The sequence below is a fragment of the Paenibacillus mucilaginosus 3016 genome (genome assembly GCF_000250655.1).
Lineage (GTDB): Bacteria > Bacillota > Bacilli > Paenibacillales > NBRC-103111 > Paenibacillus_G > Paenibacillus_G mucilaginosus.
In genome coordinates, this window is the sequence record NC_016935.1 from 1,393,973 (window position 1) to 1,417,285 (window position 23,313).

13 protein-coding genes and 1 pseudogene are annotated in these 23,313 nt (G+C 45.5%); 13 read left to right on the forward strand and 1 reads right to left on the reverse strand.

Annotated features, from left to right (window positions below; all coding sequences use genetic code 11):
• The first annotated feature begins 170 nt into the window (after positions 1-170).
• The 8 genes from PM3016_RS38455 to PM3016_RS06325 all read left to right on the forward strand — a co-directional run bounded on the left by PM3016_RS38455 (position 171) and on the right by PM3016_RS06325 (position 8,778).
• Positions 171-320 carry a hypothetical protein gene (locus PM3016_RS38455; RefSeq protein WP_164923368.1) on the forward strand — a complete coding sequence of 50 codons (150 nt, stop codon included), beginning with the start codon at positions 171-173 and terminating at the stop codon, positions 318-320.
• Between the two features lie 414 nt (positions 321-734).
• Complete coding sequence (locus tag PM3016_RS06295; RefSeq protein ID WP_014649656.1) at positions 735-1,019, forward strand: hypothetical protein; 285 nt, start codon at positions 735-737, stop codon at positions 1,017-1,019.
• A 144-nt stretch (positions 1,020-1,163) separates the two neighbouring features.
• On the forward strand, positions 1,164-1,613 hold the full coding sequence (locus PM3016_RS06300) for a VOC family protein (RefSeq protein ID WP_014368799.1): 450 nt from the start codon (positions 1,164-1,166) through the stop codon (positions 1,611-1,613).
• A 461-nt stretch (positions 1,614-2,074) separates the two neighbouring features.
• Positions 2,075-2,560 carry a DinB family protein gene (locus PM3016_RS06305; RefSeq protein WP_014368800.1) on the forward strand — a complete coding sequence of 162 codons (486 nt, stop codon included), beginning with the start codon at positions 2,075-2,077 and terminating at the stop codon, positions 2,558-2,560.
• A 414-nt stretch (positions 2,561-2,974) separates the two neighbouring features.
• Positions 2,975-3,889, forward strand: coding sequence for an AraC family transcriptional regulator (locus PM3016_RS06310; protein ID WP_014368801.1), 915 nt, complete (start codon positions 2,975-2,977; stop codon positions 3,887-3,889).
• Between the two features lie 59 nt (positions 3,890-3,948).
• Complete coding sequence (locus tag PM3016_RS06315; protein ID WP_014368802.1) at positions 3,949-4,329, forward strand: RidA family protein; 381 nt, start codon at positions 3,949-3,951, stop codon at positions 4,327-4,329.
• A gap of 469 nt (positions 4,330-4,798) precedes the next feature.
• Positions 4,799-7,099, forward strand: a complete 2,301-nt coding sequence (locus PM3016_RS06320; RefSeq protein ID WP_238540453.1) for an AraC family transcriptional regulator — start codon at positions 4,799-4,801, stop codon at positions 7,097-7,099.
• A gap of 32 nt (positions 7,100-7,131) precedes the next feature.
• On the forward strand, positions 7,132-8,778 hold the full coding sequence (locus PM3016_RS06325; RefSeq protein WP_014368804.1) for an ABC transporter substrate-binding protein: 1,647 nt from the start codon (positions 7,132-7,134) through the stop codon (positions 8,776-8,778).
• 175 nt (positions 8,779-8,953) lie between these two features.
• Here PM3016_RS06325 and PM3016_RS06330 read toward each other — a convergent pair.
• Positions 8,954-10,241, reverse strand: a pseudogene (locus tag PM3016_RS06330) (IS1182 family transposase).
• 400 nt (positions 10,242-10,641) lie between these two features.
• Here PM3016_RS06330 and PM3016_RS06335 point away from each other — a divergent pair.
• The 5 genes from PM3016_RS06335 to PM3016_RS06355 all read left to right on the forward strand — a co-directional run bounded on the left by PM3016_RS06335 (position 10,642) and on the right by PM3016_RS06355 (position 22,647).
• On the forward strand, positions 10,642-12,099 hold the full coding sequence (locus tag PM3016_RS06335; protein ID WP_014368808.1) for a glycosyl hydrolase family 28 protein: 1,458 nt from the start codon (positions 10,642-10,644) through the stop codon (positions 12,097-12,099).
• Positions 12,100-13,080 (forward strand): ABC transporter permease, encoded by a 981-nt coding sequence (locus PM3016_RS06340; protein WP_014368809.1) that lies wholly within the window; start codon positions 12,100-12,102, stop codon positions 13,078-13,080. It begins immediately after the preceding gene.
• A gap of 17 nt (positions 13,081-13,097) precedes the next feature.
• On the forward strand, positions 13,098-13,979 hold the full coding sequence (locus PM3016_RS06345) for a carbohydrate ABC transporter permease (protein WP_013917550.1): 882 nt from the start codon (positions 13,098-13,100) through the stop codon (positions 13,977-13,979).
• Between the two features lie 55 nt (positions 13,980-14,034).
• Complete coding sequence (locus tag PM3016_RS06350; protein ID WP_014368810.1) at positions 14,035-15,633, forward strand: ABC transporter substrate-binding protein; 1,599 nt, start codon at positions 14,035-14,037, stop codon at positions 15,631-15,633.
• A gap of 210 nt (positions 15,634-15,843) precedes the next feature.
• Positions 15,844-22,647: an OmpL47-type beta-barrel domain-containing protein gene (locus PM3016_RS06355; protein ID WP_014368811.1), complete on the forward strand. Its 6,804-nt coding sequence runs from the start codon at positions 15,844-15,846 to the stop codon at positions 22,645-22,647.
• Positions 22,648-23,313: the final 666 nt, after the last annotated feature.

Sequence of the window (23,313 nt, forward strand, 5' to 3'; positions counted from 1 at the left end):
CACTGCATCACCTATGTGTACTGAAGAACATGCGCACATATAAGCAATACGTAGTAAAGGGGATGTCCTCCAGATGATATGTGGAGGCATCCCCTTTTTGTTAAAATGCCACAAGACCACATTCGATTAAATGCTCGATCTGAAGGTACTAAGATTCGAGGAGGTACAGGTTGAATCCATATAACAACTTATATCTAAAAAAAGTATTAGGTTCAGCTTTTAATGGTGATACCACATCTCAAAAAATGCTGCTGTCAATAAAAGAATCATTTTCTGTTTCACCCGATTTTTCAACTTTAGTCGTTGTCATAAGAGGTTGATCGGCCGAAAATCATGAAGAGGAATTTGGGAAGGAATTGTATCTATCAAGGTACCATGCTGAAATATACCGGTGTAAAGAAAACCCTGTAAGTCATCAGGATGTTCTTATTTCTTGGACATACATTCCTATTCCACTTGATTTTCAGGTTACTAAAATTCACTATAATGAGGACAAGTTTTGTTTCATTTCAGCGGACAATGAGCATGTATCTGGGACTTTAGATAAAATAATTTGCTCTATGCTCAATTCAGTAATATATTCAAACGATGTAACTGAAGAACAGATCAAGAAGGCCTTTTTTTCAATCGAAAACAGAATTTGAAACTTTATTAGCCCAGTGCTAGTCAAGTATAGACTTCCAGTCCATTAAAGTATCTGGAGACGATAGTCCAAAGAAGAAGGTGAGATTAAGTTGAAACAACCAGGACCATTTGAGGATCCAGAAAATGTAGTTGTCATAACCATAGATAGAATCATGAAGCGAGAATCTCCGACTTTATATGTAACTCATGACGAGGACGATGGTACGTGGCAATTTCTCGATGGTGGCGAAGTTAAGGAAGAAGAGGCGCGTCTATTGTCGTTAAAAGAAATGGTCAACATTGACCCGAGTCTGACTCAACTCTCCGATCTTCCGCTTGGCTGGATTGCATGGAGAGACAATCAATATAGTGAGTGGATCAGAGCACAAAGATAAGCATTTGTCATTAAACTGTCGGGGAACGTTAGCTGAATAAGACCCTGCAGCAACTGCATAACTTTATGACAGTGACGCTTAGACATAAACTTAATTGAGGACAGCTTTTAGAGATCATGACTTTTCATTCAAGGAGAGAAAAATATGACAAATAATAAATTACTACGAATGGACAACGTCCTTATCGTCGTTGACAACCTCGAAGCCGTCAAAGCCTTCTTTCTCCAACTCGGATTCGAGTTGGAGGGCGAAACGACCGTTGAAGGCTCCTCCGTAGATCGTCTCATTGGCCTTCAGAACGTCCGTGCTACCCTCGTGTTTATGCGCACTCCGGACGGCCACGGACGGATCGAGCTGGACAAGTTCTACACACCGGATGCGCTCAGAACTGGGCCGGAGAAGGCTCCGGTGAACGAACTGGGGATCCGCCGCATCATGTTCGCCGTCGATGACATCGATGACGTGGTCGCGCGCCTGCTTGCCCATGGCGCCGAACTGGTCGGCGAAGTGGTGCAATTCGGGGACACGAATCGACTGGCCTACATCCGCGGTCCAGAAGGCATTATCGTCGGATTGAGCGAGCAGCTCAAGTAATAAAACTGTTACGCTATCGAAGAACGATAGTGCAACAACCAGGGAGCAGTTCGCCGCGCGGCAGCTGTTCCCTTCTTCATTAAAGTAATGGGCAGTTTAGTGGAGAAATATGTTAAAATTGGATTTAGGGTCTTGATATCGAACCGGGGTGGGTATCGTGGAATTTATATTCATTTTTCTTCCAGCATTTATATTTATGATGTGTTTCCTACTCACAATCCGTGCTTTCATAAACAAGGATACTGGACTTGGTACGTTATTATCTTTCTTTACTTCAGCGATATTTGGGTTTTTGTTTTGGATTTGTATTAAAAGTGTTGAAGGCTAAGCTATCCGCGAATTAGGTGCCGTCCGTCCTAACAGCCAAATATAGGAGGGTAGCCTAGAAGATGTATAAACGAATTCTAATATTAATAATTCTCATATTAGTTCTCAATAAAAAGAAGAGGAGCGTGTGCTTCATGGCTCATGCGAAGGAAGTGCTGTCCGACCAACTGCTTGCCAATGCCGATGATCCGAGCTGGTATATGCCTTTCAAGCAGGCGACCGAGGGGGTGTCCGAAGTAGACGCCTTCCGGAAGCTAGACGCAAACGTCAAGAGCATCTCGGAGATCACGCAGCATCTGCTGTACTGGAATGAGACTTGGCAGGAGCGTTACCGGGCGTCCCGGCTTGATGTGGTGCCGCGGATGTCAAGCAACGACGAAAGCTTCGTTGTGCCGGAGGGCCGGGATTTCAAAACCTTGAGGGAAGATCTACTGAAAGTGCTCTTGCGCTGGCAGGAGGATCTTGCTCCTGACAAACTGGAAAGGGCCGTGGACGGCTTCGACGAGCAGGCCAAGTGGTGGCAGGTCATCGCCAACGTGACCACCCATAACGCGTATCATATCGGCCAAATCGTATATATCCGCAAGTTGCAAGACAATTGGATCGAATCTACGCATTAACTTTTTCGTAGATGATTTTGATTTTAATGATTGTGGAACCGATCCACCACTGGTTTTGCTTTATGTGTCCCTGAATAATTCCCTACAAGTGACTGGTTGTATAACGGAGATCAGGAAAAATAAGGACCATTATGACGTCGTAGTTGGATGCTCAGATCAAGATGAGATAGAACTATGGGAAATGTTGAATTTGAATGGTGATGTAATTTATATTCAGTAGTCATGATTAAGCTATAGGTTAGCGCAATAACCAGGGAGCAGATCGCCGCGCGGCAGCTGCTCCCTTCTTCATTGAAGCAACGGCAGTTTAGCCAAATTTTCTAAATTGTTCAAGAAGACGCAACTTATTTGTGCACAAATAGTTGCGATGCGATATTAGTGGTATTTTATAATTGGGTTGAAAGGAGGGATTCGATGGATTGGCTTGAACGGATGAACCGGGCGATGGACTATATCGAATCAAACTTGGCTGGGGAGATTGAGCTGAGTGAAGTTGCGCGTAGAGCATGCTGTTCGTCTCATCAGTTCCAAAGGATGTTCTCATTCATTACCAATGTAACACTGGCAGAATATATTCGGCGCCGAAAGCTCACCCTTGCCGCACTCGAATTGAAGAATAGCGAGGCGTCCAGAGTGATCGATATCGCCATGAAATACGGCTACGAGTCCCCGGTTTCATTCGCGCGAGCTTTTCAATCGCTTCATGGGATCACGCCGGCAATGGCTCGCCAAGACGGCATTGCTCTTAAAGCCTATCCGCGCCTCTCCTTCCTGATTACGATCAAAGGAGTAGATGCGATGAATTATCGTATTGAAACGAAGGAATCATTCGAGGTATTCGGTATGGAGCGAGTTTTCCGCAGCGATGGAAGTGGGGATCCACCGAACACGCCGGAACAATTCTGGCAGCAATCCCACGCCAATGGCGAAGTTGAGAGACTTGCTGCTAACGCCGGAGACTTGCCCCGTTTTGTAAGCCAAGATTTATACAAAGTACATGGGATTTGCAGTTACAAACATACAGGACACGATACTTTCCCTTATATGATCTGTGCCTTTAAAAGCGGGACCAGCAACGCAAACGGTTATTCAACCATCATGATTCCCGCACAAACATGGGCGATCTTCCCTTCGGAACCAATTGCTTGGGATGCATTCGGTGGAACCATGGAGACGTTGTATCGACGATTTTATGCGGAATGGCTCCCAACATCAGGCTATGAGCAGGTGGATGAAATAGAATTGCAAGTTTGCGGCGAAAGAGCGGGGCTTTATTCCATTGAACTATGGTTCGCCGTAAGGAAATCTAATGCACGATTACAACTTTGAGCACGAATCTTAATATGCTTGAATGGTAGTAGAATATGGGTAATAAGGGAGATGGAAGAATGCTAAGAAAATTCAACCCTCCAGGAATGGGCTCCTCAAACATGTATCACCAAGGTGTTGAGATTACGTCTTTCCAACGTATGCTGTTCATCTCAGGTCAAGTAGGTGTAGGTTCGGACGGAGCTCCCGGCAAAGATATTCGGCAACAAACGGAGCTCGCGATTAATAATTTATACAACATTCTTGCCGCTGCAGATATGGATGCAAACGACATCGTCAAAACCACAATCTATTTAACGGATGAAAATCTGCTCGGTGCCTTCATGGAGGCTGGTGCATCGTCCTTGCCTAGCGCTCCCCCTGCGACGACGTTAGTTATTGTCAAAGCGCTCGCTTCGCCGGATTTGCTCATTGAGATCGAAGCCGTTGCAGCGAAGTAATGTTTCTATTACACCTATATTCCCAAGTAACAGGGAAGGAAAACAAGCAGGGGGCAGAGTGCAGCGTTCATTGAGCTACGAGGAAGTTAGCGAAAATAACCAGGGAGCAGACCGCCGCGCGGCAGCTGCTCCCTGATTCGCGTTTTGACATTCTGGTGTTTCTTCATAAGGCATTTTGAGGGCTTATCCACTTGCTGGTAGCGGGCCAATTTTGTGGAATATCAAACCACTCCATTTGGTTTTCTTGTATCTTATTCAAGTTGTGTTTTACAACATTACACGTCATGTTTTATGTCCGATTTATTTTAATGAGCTTAATATTTTTGCTACAATGACCATACTATTAAATCTTCTATGATTTGAGTCTTGTATGATTTATCATAAGATGCAAAGGAAAATCCATAAAAAAGTACAGAATATAGACATAGACGGGGGGCTGACAATGATAAGGATAATCAGAGGTATTCCGTTGAAAAATTCGGTATTGGTGAAAACGATTTTTTTTCATTCTATGCTCGTTCTGATTTTGGTTAGTTTAGTTTCGTTTTTCATGATGAATATCGTCTCCAGAGGCTTAACCAAGGAAGCCAAAGCATCAGTTGATACAATGACAGAGCAAGCTTACCACACGGCTGACGTGCTTTTGAGGTCTACCTATTACTACTTCGGGCAGCTTTATACGAATGATATGGAGATATTTAATGCGATGTACGGGGATGAATTTACCGGCATGCAATCCAAGCGGATCCGGGATAAGCTCGTGGATTTAAAAGCAGCTAATCCCTTAATAGAATCAGTTTATATCTATAACATGAATCATGACATCGTCTTTTCCTCCGAAAGCACCCAGAACACGGTAGATTCCTTCTACGACAACGGGATGACCGAACTGTTAAAACAAGGACAGAAAATGGGCAACCGAGGAGTTTTTATTCCAAGAAGGGAACGGTTCTCTTCTAATAATACTCCAGTAGACATGAATTTGTTATCGATCGTTTATACACAGTTTAAACAGGATGGAGCTTCAGATGGGGCGCTGGTTGTTAACTTGAATCAACAAACGCTTCAAGAGCTTATAAATAAGGCAGGGCAGGGAATATCACGGCAATCGATGATTATCAATCAGCAAGGTATGGTGCTTTCCCATTCGGACCCACAATTTCTCATGAAAAGTATTGCGGATGAACGTTATATCGATGAGATTTTGCATTCCGAACATACAAGGGGACAAATCAGTGTTTCGATCAAAGGGGATAACTATTTGGTCGCCTATTTGAAATCCGATCAACTAGGGTGGATCGCAATCAGTATGGTGGAGGAAAACAGCGTTTTGGGGACCGTAATCATGGTTCAGCGGTTTATCCTCTGTATTACAGGTCTATTTATCATTATCGCAATTGTAAGTGCTATTCTCTCCATTCGGTCGATCTATATACCCGTTCGGAATTTGGCAAGAAAAATAGGGGGAAGTTCGACCAAACCTTTGCATTCACCGCATGCGAACGAGTATGAAATGATCGAATCATGGATTTCCCATCAAGAAGAACGGGTGCAGGATTTGCAGAGCAGCATCTCAAGATACAGCGATGCCGGCAAGAAGGAGCTGCTCAAAGAGGTTATTCTTGGAGTGTTTAAGGAAACCCCTGCTAATCTTAAGCGTTCTCATAACCTTGGAATCCTTCTTGACGGCGGACCTTATCTGGCTGCCGCAATTCGAATCGATAATTATTATTCCTTAAGCAACAGATTTCAACTTGAAGATCTGGCGCTGTTTAAGTATGCGATTATGAATATTGCTGACGAAACTATGCGGCCTTACGGTACTGCGGAGCTATTCGAATACAGCGATGATACGATCGCTGTTCTAATAAACTTGGCTGAGGGGCAATCTCATCATGCCGATGCTTATCATAAAGCATTCAACGAAGTGCTGGGAAATATCACGGAATATCTCCCCTTTTCCGTAACCATATCCTTTGGTACTGTTGTACACAGTCTGGTGCAGGTGACTTATTCTTGGAGCCAGGCTTGTCAGGCGGCGCAATACAGGATTGTTCACGGGACGGGAACGGTAATCGCTTATGAGCCGGAGATGTCGCAGCGGATGCCGGCGGATGAATACCCCTACCAATTGGAAAAGATGATTACGGATCAGATGAAGACGGGAAACAAAAGGAAGCATCGTACGCTTGTAGACGAGTTTTTCGAAACGATATCGAAGTATCAATATGAAGAGATCATTCAGTACCTGTCCCAAATGGTGATAATGTCGGAACGTGTTGCGAAGGTGATTACAGATGATGATGAGTTGCTGCACATGGATCTGTCCTCATTATCGGAATCCTTGCGTCAATGGGATACATTAGCCCATATCAAGGAAGAGTACATTAGAATTTGTGAGAAGATCATGGATTTCCGGGATAATGATTTTTCATTACGAGGTGTCAAGGTTGTCGATAAGGTGAAGGAGTACATCCACACGGAATACAGCAACCCGGATCTAACCATTGACGACCTGGTAAAGCAAACCGGAATGACCAAAAACCATGTCCGAAAAATTTTCAACGATCTATGTGGAGAGACCATAAGTCAATATCTCAGCAATTACCGTTTTGAGAAAGCCAAGGAACTGCTGATCCAAACCGACTATTCCGCGGCTAGGATCAGCGAGATGGTCGGCATAGCAAATTCCAACTACTTTTATGTCTCGTTCAAGAAGTACGCTGGCAAGTCGCCGCAGCATTACCGAATGGAGCATCGATTGAATTAATGGTAATCAAATGGAAAGGAGGAAATTGCAACATGAGAAGAAAACTGATCAAGAACGCGACCTTATTGATGGCTTCTGCAACAATGATGCTATCCGTTGCAGCTTGCTTCAAAAGTAAGGAAGATGCTGGAGCTTCAACTGCTCCGAGCTCCGATGCTTCCACAGCTTCAAGTGCATCGTCTACGCCACCGTCACCTGTAACATTGAAATTACTGTTCCTGCAATCAAAGCCGGCAGAGATGGATAAGGTGTTGGCCGAGTTCGAGAAGCGCACCAAGGATACACTGAATACCAAGCTCGATATCGAGTTTACCGGCGATCTGGCGCTGAAGCTTGGACTGAAGATGGCCGCCGGCGAAGAAGTGGACTTGTCGTTCGACTATCTTGGCAACGGCACCTTGTATCAGAATATTGCAAAGGGGTACTATCAGCCACTTGAAAAGTATTTCAACAATGATGCATACCCGGGATTGAAGAAAGCGTTTCCGCCGGAACTCATTGAAGCCAATAAAGTTAACGGCCATCTTTACAGCATACCAATGACGGAGGCTTGGCAGATTCCGGGCGTCATTTTTTACCGCAAGGACTTGCGCGAGAAATATGGCTTGCAACCGATCAAGACCATGGCAGAGTTCCAGGTGTTCATGGATAAGGTGAGGGAGCAAGACCCGAAGCTGGTTCCTCTGGCTGTTCGCAATACTCGCGGCTTTGCCAATGGTGTAATGTTCGCTAATGAAGAGGTACAGAAGAACATTCGCACCAACCCGTACTTCATCTCCGGTACAGGCGTGAATTTCAGCGTGATTCTCTCCGATGACGGCAAAAAGGTACTAGGTGCAGTAACATTGGGCGACCCGGCATCGGATTATGCAAACCTCCCGGCTCCGTATAATAAACAGGATTACCTGTACCAATACCTGGATAAGTATGTTCAATGGAACAAATACCTTGAGAAAGATGTTTTGGCTCAGAAGAACCCCGGATCGCTGTTCGATTCCGGCAAAGCCGCAGCACATGAATGGAATATAAGAGGGATGGCTGACGTTAAGAAAACGATCCAAAAAGCTATTCCCGGCGCAGATATCGAGTACTTCGTCTATAACACCAAAGTCGCGCATCTTCAGCCCCAAGCTCTCGGAACCAACTATATCCCGTACAACCACGCTGTCGTTCCGGTTACGTCCAAAAATGTTGACCGTACGATGAAAGTTTTGGATTGGATTTTCAGCAGCCAGGAAAACAACGATCTGTTCACCTGGGGAATCGAAGGCGAGCACTGGACCAAGGTAGGAGATCATGGCTATTCGCGTACGGATGATCAAGCTAAGAAATACAGCTTCCCGTGGTATGAATTGTCAATGAATTCGATGTATGAACGCACGAATGCTGATACGGATCCGTATGCGAAAAAGGTGCTCCAATTTGTAAAAACGAATGACGCGTATTATACGCTGCCTCTGGCCCAATTTGTATTTGACGCAACGCCAGTAAAGACTGAAATTGCCAAAGTATCTCCCAAGCTTGAAGAATACAAACCTCTCTTCGTCACAGGCTCCGACAAGAACTGGAGAGAATCGGCTGCGAAGATGAACAAGGAACTTCGCGGGTTGGGAATGGAGAAGATCCGCGCAGAGTTGGTCAAGCAAATCCAGGCGTATCTTGATAAAGGCGGTAAGTAATCCTGTAACCGTCACTGAGCCGCACGATCAGTCCGGAAATGAATAAAAAAGGTTCAGTAAGAGGGGAAGGCATTACGCCTTCCTCAGGTTGTTTGAAAATGCGGTTTTTAGCAGGTTAGAACGGCACCTATGGTTAAAAGTACCTCTTCTTGATGCATCAAATTACAATCGCCCTCTACTTTGCCTTCTTGGCAAGGTGGAGGGCGATTTTCTTTATGTTCTGTGCCGCTGCGGTCATCAGTGCCTGTTCCCGGACTTTTTCCTTGCCACGAAACCGGCAATAGCGAAGCCCATGGAGCTCTTTGGCATCCGCGAAGCTTCGCTCTATGGTCTGGTACCGCAGGCGGTACAGATATTTACCTGATCGGCTAAGCCGGTTAAGACGCACCCACTCTTTGCTGTCTTCCCAGACATGGCGGGTGATGACCTTCTGTGTGTTTTGGGATCGGGTGCACGTCTCCAGCAGCGGACAAGTTTTGCAATGACTGGGGTTTGACTTATATTCGCGGTAGCCGTCCCGGTTCGTAGTGGAGTACTTCAGTTCTTGCTTGCCGGGGCATACATAAACATTTTTCTCCGCATCATACGTAAACTGCCACTTCTTCATAAGTCCTTTGACAGGGGAGAAAGACCAATGCCCAATGACGGCAAACACGTTCATGTCGTGAACTTCTTTGCAAATATAAGATGTCAAATAACCGGCATTCAGTGCTACAGCCTCCAGTGTTTCGCCAAATCCACAATTTGGACCTGGTGTTTGAGCCGCTCGATGTAAGGAATCGAATCATGCACGTTCCCAGGGGTAACATGAACGTCCGTAATGATGTTGTATTTATGGTCTACCGTACGATGATTAAAAGAAGCCTTCCGGCTTACCGTCCCGAACCATAAAGCCGCTCTCTGGGCCGGTTGTGCTAATCTTGACCTCCTTGGTCTTTGCCACCACCTCCTTCTCTTGTAATGGCTTTTTTCCATGCTTCCTCCGGTCTTCGTTGATGGCGTTGTCCAAGTCCTCGATGTATTCCTTGGGCGAACATTCTACCACTTGCTTGTTAAGCTTACGTTTATTGGCGTTGGCTTTAAGATGAGTAGAGTCCGTGATGAGTACGCGGCCGGCTACCATGCGGTGTTCCATAGCTACACGAACGACATGGTCGAAGAGCTCTTGGAATACTTCTTTGCCTTCAAAGCGATTATTCCGGTTCGCTGTGGTCGGGTGCTTTTTTGGAGAGACCAATGCCCAGAAACCAGCGGTAGGCAATATTCAGATTGATTTCCTGTTCCGACCGGCGCTCCGAGCGAATCCCGTAAAGATACCCGATGAGCAGCATCTTAAAAAGCATAACGGGAAGGATGGAAGGCCGGCCGTGTGTTTGGCTGTAATAAGGGCGAACCAGCTCTGTAATAAAGGAAAAGTCTATATGTTTTTGGATATGCCGCAGCAGATGATTGTCCGGCACCATATGCTCAATACAAATAAGCTCATAGTCCAATTGAGGCTCAGGCTGATAAGTATATAACAAGAAGAACACCTACTTTCTGCTAAACTCTTTACCGATATTATACTATATTAACGCATTGTCGTATTAAACTAAATAGATGAAAAGAAAGACTGTTGAAAGATTCTCAACAGTCAGGGGGAAGGCATTACGCCTTCCTCTTTTCATTTTTTACATATGCGATATTTCATTCGAAGGACGTCCTTTCTCATTTCCTGAAATCATTGGAATCATGCGTGATTGCAGTGTTTGAAAGAGTTCGATCACAGTGTTCGTAATATATTAAAGTAGTCTGAAAGCGCTGTTTTTATGCATACTGAAAACATCGAGAAGAGATTATCTTGTTAAAGTGAGGAAAAAATTGATGAGCTTTTTAAAGATTTGGGAGGCGCCCGAAGGGGCGGTAGGCCGGGATGATTTTGAGGTTAGCGTCCGCATTCCGGGGGAGAGCTGGCAGCCACTCTTCGTATATGAAGCGAAGGTGGACATGCACAATGTCAGACAGGCATCCATGACCTATTTCGACATGGAAGGAACGGTGGAGGTCCGGGTCGAGAGCCGGAAGGGACCGGTTCATCAAACGGTTATCCGCCCCCTCTCGAAGCAAATTCCGTTCGAGGTGGAAGGAGCGGTTGTTACCTTCCGTTTGAATGAACCTTGTAAGCTGTCCATAGAAGTGAACGGGGACCGCTTCGGCAATCTTCATCTTTTCGCGAATGCTCCGGAGGAGAATCCGCCGGAACAGGACGCCCCGAACGTGCTGTTCCTGAAGCCTGCCATCCATCGGATGGATGATATTTATCGGTTGGCCGACAATCCGAAGGAGCCCGGGGGGGCGGCGCCGGAAGTGATCTATTTTGGGCCGGGGATGCACTATCTGGAGGAGACAATCTTCCGCATCCCGTCCGGGAAAACCGTCTATATCGCCGGCGGTGCCATTGTGGTTGGCTCCCTCGTCTGTGATCATGTACAGAATGTTACCATCCGTGGCAGAGGGGTATTGTATTTAGCTGACTTCCACCGGTTTTCTGCGTTCCGGGGTGTCCGAATCCACTTCTCGCAACATATTACCGTGGAAGGGATCGTGCTGCTGGACCCGCCTCACTACAGCATCTATATCGGCAAGTCCGAGCATATCCGGATCCGCAACTTCAAATCCTTCAGCACGCGGGGATGGTGCGACGGCATCGACATGATGGCTAGCTCCTATATTGAGATCGAGGATGTGTTCCTGCGGACGTCCGACGATTGTATTGCCGTATACGGAAGCCGTTGGGATTATAAAGGGGATTCACGCTGCGTAAGTGTCAAAGACTCCATCCTCTGGGCTGACGTCGCTCATGCGATGAATATCGGCGGACATGGGGACTACCGTCGGGGAGGTGACTTGATCGAGGATATCCAGTTCAGCAATATCGATATTTTGGAGCATCATGAGCCCCAGCCCGGTTATTGGGGGGCCATGAATATTAATGTCGGCGATAATAACACAGTGCGGAACGTCACCTATGACAACATCCGTGTGGAGGATTTTGAGCTGGGCCAGCTGCTGGACATCCGTGTGGTGTGGAACGAGAAATATAACCCTGTTGCCGGTAAACGTATTGAGAACATTCATTTCCGGAATGTGACCTATAATGGCAGGAATGAAAACATAAACCGAATATACGGGTTTGACCGTGAACGGAGTGTGGAAGGGGTCACCTTTACCAATTTGCGGGTCAATGGCGAGTTGATTTTGAGTGCGGAGCAGGGGAATTTTGAGATCAATGAGTTTGTATCCGGCATTCAGTTCCGTAAAGAAGAAGGAAGGAGGATATAAATGAATGTAGCTTTGAGCAATAATAAAGCAGACAGCGTAGTCATTAAGAAGAAGAAAAAGACCTTCTTCTCAGAGATAAAACAAAATTTCTACTTGTACCTATTGGTTTTTCCAGGTGTTTTATTTTTTGTGATATTCAAATACCTCCCGATGGTGGGAATTATCGTAGCTTTTCAAGACTTTAATATTATGAAAGGACTTTTTAAAAGTAAATTTGTCGGTCTGAAAAATTTTGAGTATTTCTTTACTTCAAAGGATTGGCTGGTTGTAACCTGGAACACGGTGTATTTAAATTTATTGTTTCTTTTTACCGGCTTGTTTTTTTCTATCCTTATTGCCCTTGTACTATCAGAAATCAGCTCCAAGTATTTTAAAAAAGTGACGCAATCTGTTGTCATTCTGCCGAATTTTATTTCTTGGACATTAGTTTCGATGTTTGTTTTTGCATTACTGTCGACTGATGTAGGATTTATTAATTCCGTTTTAAAAACGCTTGGTATTATACAAGAAGGGCAGGAAATAAATTTTTATTCAAATCCGGCATTATGGACTGGGATACTTGTAGTATTGAAAATATGGAAAACCGCAGGTTTCGGTTCCGTTATATATTTGGCTGCAATTGCAGGCATTGATCAGGAAATATATGAAGCTGCCAAAATTGACGGAGCCAGCCGTATGCAGTGTATTACAAAGATTACCTTGCCTCAGCTTCGAACAACAGCAGTGCTTATGACCTTATTTGGCATCGGAAACATATTCGACGGGGATTTAGGGATGATTTATGCGATTGTAGGAGACAACCCTAATTTGTATGAAACGACCGATGTCATTGACACTTATGTATTCAGAATGCTTAGGCAAATGAATGACTTCAGCATGACTACTGCGATCGGACTTTATCAAGCACTTGTAGGTTTTGTCATCGTATATATAACGAATTATTTTGCCAAGAAATATGATTCGGATTCAGCCATTTTTTAAAGGAAGGAGATAAAAAAATGAAAACCAGCTTGGAGAATAAAGCAATAGATCTATTTTCTTATCTCTTTATGGCCATATTTTCAATATTTTGCATTGTGCCTTTTATCCTTCTTATATCAAGCTCCCTATCAGACGAAAAAGCTGTACAAGCGACTGGCTTTGTTCTTTTTCCAAAAGAATTCTCGTTATTTGCTTACAAGGTCATATTTCAGGATAACGCAATATTCAATGCTTACAAGACAACCATAATTTTCACCGTTTTGGGTACGGTGCTTTGCCTTATCCTTACGAGTGCTATGGCTTATGCCCTTTCCGTAAAAACGTTTACTCACAGAAACAAGATTGCTTTTTTCGTGTATTTTACGATGTTGTTTAACGGAGGTTTGATCCCTTCGTATCTTCTAATCGCCAAATATTTAGGCTTAAGAGACAATATCTTGGTTTATATTCTACCGGTGTTGATTAATCCGTTTAATATGTTTCTGTTAAGAAATTTCTTCAAGCAAATCCCGGATTCGCTGGCGGAGTCCGCCAAAATAGATGGAGCTAATGACATCTATATTTTATATAAAATCATCCTTCCATTAGCAAAACCTGCATTGGCAACGATCGGGTTGTTTTATGGACTCGGTTTCTGGAACGAATGGTTTACAGCCACCCTTTATATTGACAATAAAGACCTGTATTCTTTGCAATATCTGATCATGAAGGTATTGAGAGAAGTGGACTTTATGAATCAAATGAATGAAATGCAAGGAGTTATGGCTAATTATGTAGTTCCAACCAATACTGCCAGAATGGCTACCGCCGTCGTCACTGTAGGTCCCATTATTTTTGTTTATCCATTTATACAAAAGTACTTTGTTAAGGGATTGGTAGTTGGAGCCGTTAAGGGCTAGACCCGCAAAAGAGGTTTAGTATATATCATTATTTTTCATTGGGGGAGGAAAAAACATGAACAAAAAGTTTTTGGTATTGCCGCTTGCCGCAACAATGCTTGCTGCATCCATCGTTGGATGCAGCAAGGAATCAGGCAAGCCGGCTGAAAGTACTGCGCCAGCAACAAAGAAGGATCCGGTTACGCTTAATATTCGTTTCTTCGGGACGGAAAACGGGCATTACCGCGCTGTCGATCCCGCCTTTAGAGAGTTTGAGAAACGGACGAAGGAAACTCTTAATACGAACTTGAATGTGGTATGGACACCGCCTGCCGACTATGGTACCAAGCATCAATTGTGGATGACATCGGGAGAAGATGTCGACCTCTTTATCCCGTGGGAATTGAACAAATTCGCCAAAGACGGCGTATTGGCAGATTTGGGCAAATACTTTAACAACCCTCAATATCCAGGACTTCAGAAGGCATTTTCACCAGAATATATCAATGACAATAAAATTTTTGGCAATACCTATGCCATTCCGATTGCAAACACGTTTATGGATATGGAAGGCGTATATTATAGAAAAGATTTATTAAAGAAGTACGGAATGAAGGATATCAGCAGTTATGACGATTTGTATAACTTCCTTGAAAAAGTAAAAGAAAACGAAAAAGACATGGTACCATTTGCGAATTACGGAAATACGGCTTTCTTTAAATTATTTACCGATATCAATGCACAACAGCTGGAAGGGAAAGTATTTCCATTTACCGGCGCCGGAAATCCGAAGAGAAATTTCATTTACGCTCAAATAGCCGATGATGGGAAATCCGTTGCAGGTGTGGCAGCTTATGGAGATCCGGCATCCGAATGGGCTAAAATTAATCCCACATACGGTCTGGATTATCTGATGAACCAGTTTAATCAAGCGAAGCGGTTTAACAAATTTATCCCGGTAGATACCTTATCAAACCCGAATGGAGCACAAGGAAAGCAAGAAGCTGCCGGATATGTACCAATAGGTGGTTTCAAGGGAACTGAAGCCAAAATAAAAGCAAAGGATCCGAATGCTGAACTTGGTTTCTGGCCTATTTTTAAGAACAATCAAGAAATGAAACCTGGCACTCAATCTACGGATGGCAAGGCGTGGAACTTCATTGCCATCCCTGCTTCCTCCAAGAAAATTGACAGAACCATGGAATTCCTGGATTGGGTTTTCTCCAATCAAGAGAACAATGACTTATTTACTTACGGTATAAAAGGTACAAACTGGGAGCCTGTAGGAACGAATCAGTGGAAGATTCCGGATGGAGTCGATCCGGCGAAAAATTACAGTTTCCCCGGTTACCAGTTGACTTGGAATCCGACATTAACCAGAATCCCAGCAGGATTGCCGGAGCAAATTCAAAAATATTATGAATATCAATATAAGCCGGATACATTTAAGAAAAATGTACTGGCAGGATTTACATTTGATCAAGAGCCTGTAAAAAGTGAAATTGCCAAATGCAACACAGTTATGGATAAGTATATGCCATTTTTACTGTCCGGCTTCGGCGACGTTAATGAGAACTTGTCAAAGATGAATGCGGATTTGAAGGCTTCAGGTGTAGATAAAATTAAAGCAGAATTAACGAATCAAATTAACGCTTTCCTCGCTCAAAAGAAGTAATCACAATGAAGAATGTATTATTGTTTATTTAAGTAATTAGGGACATTTGTAGATTTAGGTAAATCAAATCTATAGGTGTTCCTATCCTATCCTAGATAGATGCCGGCTATGTGAATCTTATTTAATCAAAAAAAGGAGGGTTATTGAAAACGCTTTAATTTTGCCCTACTTCTCAGGAAGCAAAGCTTCTAAATGAAAGGATGATTTCAGATGAAACAAAAGGGAAAAAGAGTGTTATCCCTTGTTACAGCCATTGTGTTGCTGGCACAGATGCTTTTAATCGCTTTGCCGGTTGCTGTGAAAGCGGAAACAACCTCGATTTTTACAGATTATCTGCCGCAGATCACTCAAACAACCGATGCAGCCGGGTTTACACATCCCGGTGTAGGACAAACCAAGGAGCTTCTTGATAACGTTAGATTGAAGGTCAGAACGGGAGCACAACCTTGGACGTACTATTTTAATACCATGCTGCTCCCGGCTGCTGAAGCTTCGAAGACGGTTACGTCAAGCAACAGCGGCGATGGCAAGACACCAAGTGCTGATTATTTCGACAGTCAGGGTATTCAAGGAAGGTTTATTGCAGATAGCATAAAGGCATATGCACAGGCGGTTATGTATTATGTGACCGGCGATGAAGTATACCGTGCCAATGCAATGATGATTATCCGTATTTGGGAACAGATGGATCCTGCGAAATACAAGTACTATTCAGATGCTCATATTCACGCAGGAATACCTCTTAACCGAATGCTCATGGCAGCGGAGATTTTAAGGTATACAAGCACTCAAACAGAATCACTGGCTTGGACAGATCAAGATACAGCTAAATTAACCAACAATCTTATCATTCCGATAACGGAAACATTGCTGCATAGCCAACACCATTTTATGAACCAGCATAATTATCCGCTCATTGGAGCCATATCCGGGTATATCTTTACCGGCAACCGCGAGAGATACAACGAGGCTGTGGAATGGTTTACCGTTAACCGTACAGCTAATGACCAAGGCTTCAACGGATCAATTAAGGCGCTGTTCCGGTGGGTAACGGAGGAACAAAAGCCGGGAACGATAGTCGGGGAAGGAACGCCGGTAGAACCTCACGTCCAGCATATGGAGATGGGCAGGGACCAAGCGCATGGCGGCGGCGACTTAACCAACGCGGCCATCATTACCCGGTTGATTCACGCCCAGGGAACCAAAGTAGACCCGGTAGCCGGAACCCCGTCTACAGCGGACAATGCAGTGGATATCATGGAGTTCCTGAATCATCGACTTTTGGCGGCAGCCGACTATTTTTGGCAGTTCATGCTCGGTTATGATACGCCATGGACACCGCAGGCATACGCCATTACCGGCGGCGACCCTGATAACGTTGGTATGGGTGGAACTATAAGAGACACTTATAATACAATTGCACACGGTTACTGGGGAAGATTTACGACGGCAAACTTCTGGGATTTTTATTCCTACTATACTTATGTAAGACATGAAGATGTAGCCGAGATTGCACCGTATTATTATGAAGCCTTCACCAAGAAACTCCCGTCAACTCCCGATGGCTGGCGCAATAAGGATGCAGGCAATGACTTCTGGCTCTATTTGCCGCCGGAGGCTGAGGCTGATGCAGCAAAGTTTATACCTCAGGATCAAACCAGCGGCAAAACCTTCCATCTGGATGACCGGTACACGAATCTTGACAACCATACGGCTACGATGCAAGAGGGCGATACCAGATTCATCCGATTTAATGCAACTCAAGAAGGAAGTAAAATAGCTGTTCTCAGCTTTGCAAGTGCCGGTTCGGGGTCCTTTGGATTCAAAATTCGAACCAATGGCGTAACCACAATTGATTGGGTGGGTTCGACCTTCACCCTTCCGGATACAAAGGGGGAGTGGAAATATGTAGTGTTGGCCGGGGGCTTTGGCGATATGGTCTTTATGACGGTAAAAGGAGCCCCTGGTGTTACCGTCGATATTGACTCCGTTGATGCGGCGGCAGGCACGAATCTGACACCCCCGGTATTCAAAGCCGGAAGCTCCGATTTGAAGATCTATACTTATGTAGGAGCGACCGTGAATGTAGATTTGTCTGCTACGGATGCAAGCAGCACGGATGTGATTGCGTATGAGCTTCAGAATAATTCCAAAGGGCTTCCGATAGATACCCATACAGGCGCATTTTCCTGGCAGCCTACAGAGGCCGGAGACTATTCCGTTGTCGTTGCGGCTACGGACGGCACTACCGTTTCGGTCAAAAATGTCAACATTATCGTAAGCAGCGACCGTGCTTCTGCAGTACAAGCCATTACTTCGTCCTATGATAGTAACCAAGCATACATTGAAGCAACACTTAACAATTTCCACACGGTTCATAACGAAACGTTGAGTCTGATTAACACTGCGTCCGATGTGGAGTTCGATATGCAATTGCAAGCTCTAAGGGCTGCAGTTGATGGTCTGGAATTAGTGACGCCTTTAACTGATTTCGGCATGCCGTGGTCCAAGCTTGTTGCTTGGTCCACCTTTGGTAAAGATGCCACTTATGTAAATGATGGTGATTGGGAGAGCGGCGCTTGGTTTGGTCTGGCGCAGGGGTCACCGCCGCATTTGTATCATTTGCTGGATTTCGGTCCCGATTATAAGGTTTCAGCTACCAAGTTTGGGTTCAAGAGCAATATCTTCGTAGATCGTCTCGCCAACTCCACGGTATATGGATCCAATGATAAGATGAACTGGACTCGGCTGACACCGGGAGTCACCCAGTATACGCAAGCTTATCATACTCTTGATGTAGATCCTGCATACCAAAATGAGAAATACCGGTATATCAAATTGGAAATGATCAAACCGCTGCCCGATGTTCTTCGTGGGAATGTGGTTAATCTCTTGGAAATGCGCGATTTTGACATCTATGGAACGCGTCATGAAATCGGCAACAAGCTTCAATCGGTTTCCTTAAGTTCGGATCAGGCTCTTAACGGCAGGGTTGCACTAGGCAATACAGTTAAAGCATCCATCACGGCCAAAGAAGCGATACAAAACGTAAAGGTTAAAATTCAAGGCCAGGATGCCACAGTCAGTACGACGGACCATATCAACTGGACGGCTACGGCAATGTTGACGGGACAAGATCAAACCGGCGATGTGAAAGTCAGTGTCGATTATACCAAGCAGGACGGAACGAACGGAGATACCCTGTATGGCACAACCGATGGTTCCAAGCTGTTCGCTGCCGATGATTCGGATTTGATTACGAATCTGGCCAGCCTCGCCAATTTGATTGGTTATAGCGCGGCAGATACTTTAAAACAAGCGGATTATCTATTTGACAACAATCCAAGTACGGCTTCCGAGTTCCGGTTGAACGGCTCTGGAGCGGGAAGCTACATGACCTTCGACTTCAGGGAAGGCAATCAAGTGACGCTTTCGAATGTAGAACTGCTTGCAAGACAAGATCAAGTTGCTCGACTAAGCGGTGCAGTCGTTCAGGGCTCCAACGATAATACGACGTGGACGACCCTCACCAAAGGAGCGGTATCAACAGCGGATTGGCAAATGTTGAAGGTTAGCGATACGAAAGGGTACCGTTATATCCGAATTTACAATGCGAATACGTGGTTCGGCAATATGGCGGAAGTAAGACTCCATGGCGTTGTGAAGTCCCTGAGCAAAATCGCGTCGTCTTCGATCAGTTCGGCTCAGAGCGTCAAAAGCAGGATTGTTCCAGGTAACACGGCCCAATTGACCTTCACTTCCAAAGAAGCGATCAATAATGTCAAGGTCACAATCCAAGGTCAAGCCGCGACGGTTACTTCTGCGGACAATATCAACTGGACCGCAGAGGCAACCTTGAATCAAGGCGCAGCAACAGGCACAGTAAATTTCGCCATTACTTACAACCAGCAAGATGGAGCAGTCGGATTCCCAATTCACTCTACTACAGATAACTCCACTCTGTTCCTTGTAGACGAGTTGGATGTGATTAAAAATGTGACCAGTATCGCCAATTTAATGGACTCTACTGCAGGAAGAACTGCAGCAACGACCCTGCAACAGGTGAATTATCTGTTTGACAACAATGCAAGTACGAGTTCCGACTTCCGTATTGGAAGCAACAACTCCGGCTCCGGAAGCTATATCACCTTTGACTTTAAGGAAGGCAATCTAGTTACGCTTTCGAATGTAGAACTGCTCGCAAGACAAGATCAAGTTGCTCGACTAAGCGGTGCAGTAGTTCAAGGCTCCAACGATAATACGACCTGGACGACACTCACGAATGCAGCGGTTTCTACACCAGATTGGCAAACATTATCGGTCAGCGGCAATGTGCCGTATCGTTATATCCGAATTTATAATGGCAATGCGTGGTTTGGCAATATGGCTGAGGTGAGGTTCCATGGAAAGGTTGATTCCGTGACCAAAATCCAATCGGCTTCGATCAGTTCGGCTCAAAGCATCATGAACAGGATCGTGCCAGGTAACACAGTAAATGTAGCGATTGTAGCCAATGAGCCCATAAAAGACGTAAAAGTAGCGATTCAAGGCCAAGATGCAACTGTATCTTCCACAGACAATATAAACTGGAAGGCTACGGCGACCTTGAATCAAGGCGTGGCTTCAGGGCCGGTGAAATTCACCGTGAATTACAATAAACAAGATGGAACGGCAGGGTATCCGGCCACTCAAACAACAGACAACACTTCTCTTTACCTTGTTGATGAGTCGGATGTGATTAAAAATGTCACCAGCAACGCGAATTTTATAGATTCAACTTCAGGAAGAACTGCCGCGCAAACCTTGCAGCAGGTGAATGCTTTGTTTGACAGCAATGCAAGCACGGGTTCCGACTTCCGTATTGGAAGCAACAACTCCGGAACGGGAAGCTACATCGTCTTTGACTTTAAAGCTGGCAATCAAGCTACGCTTACGAGTGTAGAGCTGCTCGCAAGACAAGATCAAAATTATGCAAGAATCAATGGTGCAGTGATCCAAGGCTCCAACGATAATACGACCTGGACGACTCTCACCAAAGCGGCGGTAGCTACGCGGGATTGGCAAACCTTGGCGGTTAGCAGTAAAGTACCGTACCGTTACATCAGAATTGTCAACCCAAACACTTGGTTTGGAAATGTGAATGAAGTGAGATTCCACGGGGCAGTGAAACCGGCAGATGTGACGCCTCCGGTTACCTCGGATGATGCGCCGCAGGGGCCCGTGCACACGGATAGGGCGGTAAACTTTAACGCCACAGATGAAAGCTCCGGTGTTGCGGCTACTTATTACACAGTAGACGGCGGCGCACAGCAAACAGGGAACACGGTCACATTGACCACCTATGGAACGCATACGTTAGTATATTGGAGCGTAGACTGGGCCGGCAATGTGGAGCAGCAGCATACGGTTACCGTAAACCTCGATAAGTCTGCTCCGGTTGTGGCCGGCTTGTATGCGGATATTACAGTGCCGACCAACAAAGATGTTACTGTAACAATCTACTATCCGAATGACGTAGTGCTGACGGAGTACAAATTTGGCGATAACGGCGAATGGACAGCGTACACGGGTCCGGTAACGGTTTCCGAAAACGTAACGGTGTATGCAAGAAGTGCGGATGCTGCGGGCAATGTCTCGGACGTAGCGAGCTACACGGTCAGCAACATTTACAAGACAGCACCTACGGACGCCGTCTTCACAGCGGACGTTACAAACCCGACCAACGGTAATGTTACCTTGACGATCAGCTATCCGGACAACGCGGTGGTCAAGGAGTACAAAGTCGGGGATAACGGCACATGGACAGCGTACGCTTCGCCTGTCACCGTATCCGATAATGTTACTGTTTATGCACAGAGCAAGGACTTTGTGGGCAATAGTTCGAATGTAACCAGCTATACCGTCAGCAATACCGACAGGCTGCCGCCTGAGGACGCTGTATTGTCTGCCGACATTACGGAGCCGACTAATCAGGATGTTACTGTAACAATCAGCTATCCGGCCGATGCTGCAGTGAAGGAGTACAAGGTAGGCGAGACCGGCGTTTGGACCGCGTACGGCGCTCCTGTGGTGATCTCCGAGACCAGCACGGTGTATGCAAGAGGTACGGATGCTGCCGGCAATGTCTCCAACGTCACCCAATATGCGGTTGGCAATATCGACCGTATACCACCGGCTGACGCAATCTTGGCAGTAGATACCACAGCTCTGACCAATCAGGGTGTTACCGTAACGATCACCTATCCGGAAGATGCGGCAGTGAAGGAGTACAAAGTGGGCGATAGCGGCATGTGGACTGCCTATACGGGACCTGTTGTTGTCCAAGACAATGATACCGTATATGCGAGAGGAACGGACGCCGTAGGCAATGTATCGAATGTAACCAGCGCAATTGTAAGCAACATTTGGAAGGTTGCTCCTATCACTACCGCAACGTTAAACCCTGCTTCGCCTAGCGGCAAGAATAGTTGGTACACAACGGATGTTACCGTTAGCCTTTCCGTATACGCAAGTGTATATGGAGGAGCAGTGACAACGGAATACCAAGTGAATGACGGTGCCTGGATCACCTATACCGGTTCCATTCCTGCCTTTGGTGACGGAGATTATAAGATGGGTTACCGAAGCAAGGATCAAGCCGGCAATGTAGAACAACTCAAAACGATTGAGTTCAAAGTGGACAAGACAGCCCCGGTATTATCTGTCCAGTTGGACAAGACGATGATTTGGCCGCCGAATCATAAGATGGTGCCTGTCAATGCCACGTTGCTTTCGAACGACGACGGTTCAGGGATCGAATCGGTGGTGTTGACCTCCATCACGAGCAATCTGCCGGATAGCGGCAGAGGCGGCGACATTCAGGCCAATTTCGGCACAGCCGCCACCTCATTCAGCGTGCGTGCGGAAAGAGGAAGCATCTACACCATCACGTATACGGCTACCGATAAAGCGGGCAACAAAACAGTAGTAACGGCAACCGTAACGGTGCCTCATGATCAATCCGGCATTCATTAGTTAGAACCATTTTATCGGAGGAAGGCCTTAGCGCCTTCCTCTGTTAGAATGTTCTTCGTTACTGATTTTTTGCAACATCAGACGCGTTTAGAAGCTTAGGAGGTGCCTCAAGGATCACTGTACCAAGGGTTGTCATGCTTAAAGAGTTTTAGTTTTCTAACCTAAACTCGATGAAGGAGGATGGCGAATATGCCTGCCATCACCTCAGTAGCACCCCGTGCCCTTTTTGGGAGACCCCAGCGCAGACGGGAGTGCTGGACCAGGGTTTATCCGTAAGACTCCATGAGTTAGCTCGTTTGTATGGGGAAAGGTGGTCGTGAGGACCTACGAAGAGCTTATGCTAACTGTCGATTTTGTGACTCGAGCCTTACCATCGCTGAAGTGGTGGCGGATCTGAAATCAGACGGAAAGTAAAGATCACGCTAATGAAAAATGCAAGCTAATAAAACGAAAAAAACGAATTGGTTATCTAAGTAAGATAGAACTTCTCTTCATGATGAACGGTAATGAAGCGCAATAACCAAGGAGTAGTGCGCCGCGGCCGCTGTTCCCTGGTTTTGTAAACAGGCAGGGTAACGTAGACTGCCCAAGGCTAGCTATACTAAATTCTATTCAAGGTCTATTTAAAAGGCACCTCAAGTTTCTAATGGGGTGACTTTTTTTTGT

Excerpts from the sequence above, each read along its gene's own strand:
- PM3016_RS06325 (WP_014368804.1), top strand. The coding sequence starts at position 7,132 with ATGAGAAGAAAACTGATCAAGAACGCGACCTTATTGATGGCTTCTGCA.
- PM3016_RS06315 (WP_014368802.1), top strand. The coding sequence starts at position 3,949 with ATGCTAAGAAAATTCAACCCTCCAGGAATGGGCTCCTCAAACATGTAT.
- PM3016_RS06340 (WP_014368809.1), top strand. The coding sequence starts at position 12,100 with ATGAATGTAGCTTTGAGCAATAATAAAGCAGACAGCGTAGTCATTAAG.
- PM3016_RS06345 (WP_013917550.1), top strand. The coding sequence starts at position 13,098 with ATGAAAACCAGCTTGGAGAATAAAGCAATAGATCTATTTTCTTATCTC.
- PM3016_RS06355 (WP_014368811.1), top strand. The coding sequence starts at position 15,844 with ATGAAACAAAAGGGAAAAAGAGTGTTATCCCTTGTTACAGCCATTGTG.
- PM3016_RS06350 (WP_014368810.1), top strand. The coding sequence starts at position 14,035 with ATGAACAAAAAGTTTTTGGTATTGCCGCTTGCCGCAACAATGCTTGCT.
- PM3016_RS06305 (WP_014368800.1), top strand. The coding sequence starts at position 2,075 with ATGGCTCATGCGAAGGAAGTGCTGTCCGACCAACTGCTTGCCAATGCC.
- PM3016_RS06335 (WP_014368808.1), top strand. The coding sequence starts at position 10,642 with ATGAGCTTTTTAAAGATTTGGGAGGCGCCCGAAGGGGCGGTAGGCCGG.
- PM3016_RS06300 (WP_014368799.1), top strand. The coding sequence starts at position 1,164 with ATGACAAATAATAAATTACTACGAATGGACAACGTCCTTATCGTCGTT.
- PM3016_RS06310 (WP_014368801.1), top strand. The coding sequence starts at position 2,975 with ATGGATTGGCTTGAACGGATGAACCGGGCGATGGACTATATCGAATCA.